The sequence below is a fragment of the Secundilactobacillus muriivasis genome (assembly GCF_054785195.1).
In genome coordinates this window covers 1-5,851 of the sequence record NZ_BAABMI010000096.1, presented here as the reverse complement: position 1 = coordinate 5,851, position 5,851 = coordinate 1, and the positions used below count along the sequence as shown (strand labels likewise).

Sequence of the window (5,851 nt, the reverse complement as noted above, 5' to 3'; positions counted from 1 at the left end):
CTGAGCAAGTAACTACCGAAAAGGTATACCAAGAAATGGACGTTCAGCACGCTTTGGAATCCCACCCTTCCATCAATGGTATGTGTGATTATGTTGGAATCTCAAGAAGTGGTTACTATCAACGAGAAAAGCGTCATAATCACCAATCACCGCGAAAGCTTCGGAAGAAGTTTATTCAAGGTGAAATTAAAGCAATTTGGCTCAAAAGACTTTGTATTTACGGTGCCGGCAAAATCACCCAAGAACTTCGCTCAAAAGGATATAAGATCGCTGAACGAACTGTTGGTAAGTATATGCGTGAACTTGGCATTCACGCCGTTTACCTAACCCCTTGGACGACTACCACTCGCAATTCTAAGTTTGATAAACAGCTAATAAATATTTTAGACGAGCAGTTCAATCCATTGCGACCAAACGCCGTTTGGTGCATTGACACCACTTATATTTCAGTTCATGACGGATTCGTTTATTTAACCAGTATTATGGACTTGTACTCCCGACGGATCATTGGTTGGGACTTATCTGAAACCTTGGAGGTATCGAATGTCATCCCACTTATTGAAAAGACTAAGCACAGTCGCCATATTAGCAAGCCATTAATCATGCACAGTGATCGTGGTAGTCAGTTTACGTCTGAAGCTTACAATCAAGTTACAGCTAACATGACATTAAGCTATTCAAAGAAAGCTTATCCTTGGGATAATGCCTGCATTGAGTCGTTTCATGCCTTGATTAAGCGTGAATGGATAAATCGGTTTAAAATCCATTCATACTCCGAAGCTAAACGACTAGTTTTTCAGTACATTGAAACGTTTTACAACACAGTTAGAATTCACAGTCACTGTGGATTCAAATCACCAAAGCAACTTGAAGATGAGTATCAAACTCAAATTCAAAATTTAGTCGTGGCATAGGACAAAAAAGTCTCTATTTAAATTGTCTATTTTATTGACAGGGGACCATAGTATTTGTTTGGCGTAGAAATAATTTAAAGGAGACGTTTAAAATGGTTGCACCTACTTTATTGCAGTTTGTACCTAATGATGTTATTGCAAACAACTATCTACAAACTGATTTCTATTTAAAAGACGTCCTATGTTATAGAAAAATTGAAAAGATGGTTACTGGTACTATGCCCCCTAATCTAAAATTTGATGCTTCAGAGGGAAAAGCAAAAAATTGGAGTTTGCTAAGGCATTGCTGTTTTGTTTCTTGCTTTACAATGCTAAGCGATAAGGATTTTAAAGATGGCTTTTTGGATCCTAACATCGTAGAAAAATTAAAAAAGGGAAATGTCGATAAAGATGGTAATAAAGTTGATAGGACGTTTATAACCATTAGCGCAAAAAACAGGCCAAAATTACTGAACGAGTTATGTAAACAAGTTGGAGATTACTTGAAAGACAATAGCCTGAAAGGATCCGGACTATTTGCAAAAGATGTGAATTATCTAAATGACGAGGATTACAAAAAATTTGAGCTATACGAGGAAAATAATATAACAAAGATCAACGGAATTTTCATCAACAATGATACAAAAATGATCAGTCGATCCTCAATAACTGATACCTTGTTACAAAGTATATTATATTTCCTCTATTTAGTTAAACCCGCTTATTTCGAGGATCAACAAGAATATAGAGTGGGATTGACTTTAGATGATCCTATAGATGCAAATGAATTGTTTATCCCTATTCATGACTTAAGAAAGTATGTTAAATCCGAATAATTCAGTTACGCCAGCGGCCGGTTATTATGTTTTGCCAAACGGAACCGTTGTCCAACATTGGTAATCCAAATTTTAATGAAAAAGAGCTCAATGAGGTAGTGTCTACAACTTTCAAAAGTTATCTGCAAATATATCTCTTGAAAATCACTACAATATCATTGGGCTTTTTTTAACACTTTTCATTTTTAGGTTAGCCAAAGCATATTTTATGGTTCATCTCAAACAATGTGTTATACTTAATTTGTATAGAAAGGAAGCAGTAAAATGACTGAAAAGCACTTAGAACTTAGAGATTATGGCCCACAACCATTTGCTCCAGATTTAAAGGCCGCTGCCTTAGCTAATGACAATTATCGAACTACTTTGTGGACGGGTGATCATTTTCAAGTCACTTTGATGGCAATTCCAGCTGGTGGTGGAGATATCGGAATGGAGATTCACCATGGTAATGACCAGTTCATTTATTTGGTAGACGGTGTTGGTCACGTTCAAATGGGCAAAGATAAAAATAAATTGACGATTGACCGTGAGATTCATCCTGGTGAAGCAGTAATTATTCCAGATAATACTTGGCACAATGTAATTAACGCTGGTAGTAAAACGATGAAGGTCTTCTCAATTTATTCTCCAGTAAAACACGCCAAGGGAACTGATGAAAAGACCAAAGATGATGCGATTCAGCAAGAAGGCCCACTAGAGGGCACTGGTGAATAAAGTCATGAGATTTTTTTTGACGATGCTAATTTAGCTTCTCTTAACCTGATTTATTCACAAAGATATGCAAAATACCCATCAAACACATGCATCACGCGTTTGATGGGTATTTTGCATTTTCACCTTTTAAGTGCACAAAAAGAGCCTCAGCTCTGGTATAGTTAAATTGGCAAACAAAACCACATGAGAGAAGAGGACTCTACATTGAAGACTTTACAGGAAATGGCGTTCAATTTCAACAAAAACATTTTAGTATCGCATACGGGTGGTCAATTATCTTCCGATGGCGGGCTGACATTGTGTGTAGAACTGATGGAAAAGTTTCAGTTCACCAACTTGGCCGACAAGCTATTGAGGCTCAATGACCAGCGGAGATATTGTCAACTTTTTAAAGCAGCTAGCACTGACAAAACATGATTCCGGCTTGTACGTTAGCACATTGCGGATCCGTTTATTCAAAGTTGCGGCACGTGTTGTGCATACGGGCCGACGCATTCAGTTGCGGCTGAGCTCGCATCATGTTTACCATCGGCTGTTCTACCAGGCTCTACAGCGTATCCAGGCTATTGAATAACCGGCAAAATTAGAAAAATCTGTACAACCAAGGGACAAGTGTATCCAAAAGTTCAAAGCAATTCTGAGTTAGTTGAAAGATCTCACTAGCTAGAACTGATAAACATCGTATTTCAGCAAAAGATAAAGACATACCCGTCATTTTTCGTGTTTTTTCGAAAACTGACGGGATTTTTATGAACTATGAATAATTCAGGTTAAAGTACACAAATCTCAAGATATTAATAATTTAAGATTGGGAGATGTATAAGCTCGTGGGGTATATTTTTACTAATTTTTCATGAAAGAAAATTGAACAAATTTGTATAGCAATTCCCTTATAAGCAAGGCCAATAGGGCATACCCTAGTGGCCTTTTTTATTTCTGTGCTATACTAGGAATTACAAGTGTTCATTAGAACTGTCCAAAAGGAGAATTGGAAATGGCTAAAATCGGTTATGCGCGTGTGAGTTCCAAGGAGCAACATTTAGATCGACAGTTAGCGGCTTTAAAAGACGTTGATAAATTATTTACGGATAAATTAAGTGGGGCTAACACTAATCGGCCAGAACTGCAAAAAATGCTGGCCTATATTCGTGAGGGTGATATTGTAATGGTCACTGAATTAGATCGCTTAGGCAGAAACAACCATGATTTGACTAAGATCATGAACTCCATTCAAAATAAGGGTGCTACCCTAGATGTGTTAAATTTGCTGTCTATGACAGGGATTGCGGATCCTAATTTACGCCAGCTCATGACGAATCTCATTATTGAACTGTATAAATATCAAGCTGAAAGCGAACGTAAGCGGATCATTGAACGGCAGCAACAAGGGATTGCCCTCGCTAAACAGCAGGGTAAATATCATGGTCGGAAACCTCAATATGCCGAAGATGATCCCCGTTTACTACATGCTTTTAAACTTTACCAGACGGGCATGAGTGATGTAGATGTTGCCCGTAATACCGGGATTAAACGGACAACCTTTATCAGATACCGAAAGAAATTCGATGTGCATTGAACCGGTTTACATGAGATAATCAGAATAGATTAGAAGCCCTGAAACAGGCGTAAAATAACAAATGCTTAAAAATGATGCTACTGGAAGTTGGTCGCATTGATTACTCACGTCATGAATGCGAAGAACGTGCGGATAACCGTACATGCCAAGAAACATAACCGACGAGAGCAACAAGAAACCTACATCCAAGAAAATGTGCTGAACCGTCAATTTCCAGTTGTCTAATTAACTGACTAAAAATAGTCCAATTTATTGACTTCTGAGCATTTAGATGTGGTATTAGATATTCATAAATTTAATATGTTTTCAAGTAAAATTAAGACAGTAGCTAATTTATCATTTGCATCTTACCATCAATTATCTGATAAACTTTGTCTGCCGTATTTTTTAACCTTAAGTCATGAGTAACTACAATAATAATTTTATTTCTCTTATGTGCTAAATCTCTGAGTAACTCGATTACTTTCATAGATCTATCCGTATCTAAGGCGGCTGTGGGTTCATCCGCTAAGATATAGTCAGGATCAGTGTATAATGCTCTAGCAATTGCCACACGTTGCTTTTGTCCACCAGAAAGTTGATTAGGATATTTTTTTAGGAGTTCTAAAAGTCCTAAATCAGATAGAAGTTCATGCATTTTTTGTTCAGTTAAATTTTGTTTTTTTAGTTTATCTACTAATTTAAACTGTTCTTCGACCATTAAAAATGGAACTAAGTTATAAGATTGTAAAACAAATCCTATTTTTTCCAATCTTAATTTTGTTTGCTGTTTTTGGGATAAACTTTTAATTGTGCTGTCATTTATTTTTACGTCACCCTCAGTTGGTGTCTGCAGCCCGCCGGCTATAGTCAAAAATGTAGTTTTTCCTGATCCTGATGGCCCTACAACTAAAATAAGCTGACCACTTTCTGCTTTAAAATTAATATTTTCCAGCGCTACGTACTTACTACTCCCTTCTCCAAAAACTTTTGTCACCGATTCAAAAATTAGATTTGACATGAAATTAACCTCCAATAATTTTGTAAGGATCAACTTTGGCGATTTGACGAATAGGTATCAGTGCACCTAACAAGGACATAATAATAATACCGATTCCAGTTACAATAATATTACTTTTATCGATGACAATGGGTACCTCGCTGGGTAACGTAATAGCTGTTATTTCACCTAATATAATGGCTATAATAACGCCAATAACTGAAATAATAAATGATTGAAATAACGTACTCAAAATAAGATATTGCGTTGAGACTCCTTGCGCCTTCAAGACACCTAAGTTGGGTAATTTTTGAACAGTCAGAATATACAAGAAAATTGAAATAACAATTAGAATAATAATATACAAAAAAGCAATCATGAAGTCGAATGTGAGTTGTTGTGCGCTATATCCAGGTAATTTTTTAATAAATGAGCTAATGCTCAATTGATTGGTCCCTTTTGGTATTTTTGAATTCTTTAACTTATTCTTGAATACCACAGCATTTGTTACACCTTTATTCAGTGGTTGAATAGTGTCTGGTGAAATATAAACCACGGGAAGAGCACTTAAAGTTGCCCTGGGTGTAAAACCTGTAATTTTAATCCTCAATGATGAATTAGCAACTAACAAGTGGTCACCGATTTTAAATCCATCACTTTTGAACTTATCCGATACGACGCCGGCATTGTTTCGGATATTTTTACTACCACTTGTTATTTTCAATTTTTTAAATATGAACGATTTGGAATCAAGACCTACTAATTGAGTATTCTCTTTTAATCCATTTTCTGATTTTACAAGTGTACTATACTGTGAAATTCTGGTTCCATTATTGGGTAAACTAGCAACCTC

General features: G+C 36.4%; 8 protein-coding genes. 6 read left to right on the top strand and 2 right to left on the bottom strand.

Going from position 1 to position 5,851, the window contains the following annotated elements; all coding sequences use genetic code 11:
• The 6 genes from ACYVR3_RS15850 to ACYVR3_RS15825 form a co-directional block, all read left to right on the top strand.
• Positions 1 to 914 (top strand): IS3 family transposase (locus tag ACYVR3_RS15850; RefSeq protein ID WP_461244986.1); only part of this gene is annotated, 914 nt, incomplete at its 5' end.
• 92 nt (positions 915 to 1,006) lie between these two features.
• Positions 1,007 to 1,729, top strand: a complete 723-nt coding sequence (locus ACYVR3_RS15845; protein WP_461244985.1) for a hypothetical protein — start codon at positions 1,007 to 1,009, stop codon at positions 1,727 to 1,729.
• Positions 1,730 to 1,993: 264 nt separating this feature from the next.
• The gene (locus tag ACYVR3_RS15840) at positions 1,994 to 2,443 is read left to right on the top strand and encodes a cupin domain-containing protein (RefSeq protein WP_016385460.1); all 450 of its coding nucleotides are present in this window, start codon (positions 1,994 to 1,996) and stop codon (positions 2,441 to 2,443) included.
• Positions 2,444 to 2,804: 361 nt separating this feature from the next.
• Complete coding sequence (locus ACYVR3_RS15835; RefSeq protein WP_461244984.1) at positions 2,805 to 3,017, top strand: transposase; 213 nt, start codon at positions 2,805 to 2,807, stop codon at positions 3,015 to 3,017.
• A gap of 420 nt (positions 3,018 to 3,437) precedes the next feature.
• Positions 3,438 to 4,019, top strand: a complete 582-nt coding sequence (locus ACYVR3_RS15830; protein ID WP_461244983.1) for a recombinase family protein — start codon at positions 3,438 to 3,440, stop codon at positions 4,017 to 4,019.
• 96 nt (positions 4,020 to 4,115) lie between these two features.
• Positions 4,116 to 4,244 carry a hypothetical protein gene (locus ACYVR3_RS15825; protein ID WP_461244982.1) on the top strand — a complete coding sequence of 43 codons (129 nt, stop codon included), beginning with the start codon at positions 4,116 to 4,118 and terminating at the stop codon, positions 4,242 to 4,244.
• A 103-nt stretch (positions 4,245 to 4,347) separates the two neighbouring features.
• Here the strand turns inward: ACYVR3_RS15825 and ACYVR3_RS15820 are convergent, their stop codons facing one another.
• Positions 4,348 to 5,019: an ABC transporter ATP-binding protein gene (locus tag ACYVR3_RS15820; RefSeq protein WP_461244981.1), complete on the bottom strand. Its 672-nt coding sequence runs from the start codon at positions 5,017 to 5,019 to the stop codon at positions 4,348 to 4,350.
• Positions 5,020 to 5,023: 4 nt separating this feature from the next.
• The coding region (locus ACYVR3_RS15815; protein ID WP_461244980.1) for an FtsX-like permease family protein at positions 5,024 to 5,851 on the bottom strand (828 nt) is incomplete at its 5' end.

Excerpts from the sequence above, each read along its gene's own strand:
- ACYVR3_RS15830 (WP_461244983.1), top strand. The coding sequence starts at position 3,438 with ATGGCTAAAATCGGTTATGCGCGTGTGAGTTCCAAGGAGCAACATTTA.
- ACYVR3_RS15840 (WP_016385460.1), top strand. The coding sequence starts at position 1,994 with ATGACTGAAAAGCACTTAGAACTTAGAGATTATGGCCCACAACCATTT.
- ACYVR3_RS15820 (WP_461244981.1), bottom strand. The coding sequence starts at position 5,019 with ATGTCAAATCTAATTTTTGAATCGGTGACAAAAGTTTTTGGAGAAGGG.
- ACYVR3_RS15845 (WP_461244985.1), top strand. The coding sequence starts at position 1,007 with ATGGTTGCACCTACTTTATTGCAGTTTGTACCTAATGATGTTATTGCA.
- ACYVR3_RS15835 (WP_461244984.1), top strand. The coding sequence starts at position 2,805 with ATGACCAGCGGAGATATTGTCAACTTTTTAAAGCAGCTAGCACTGACA.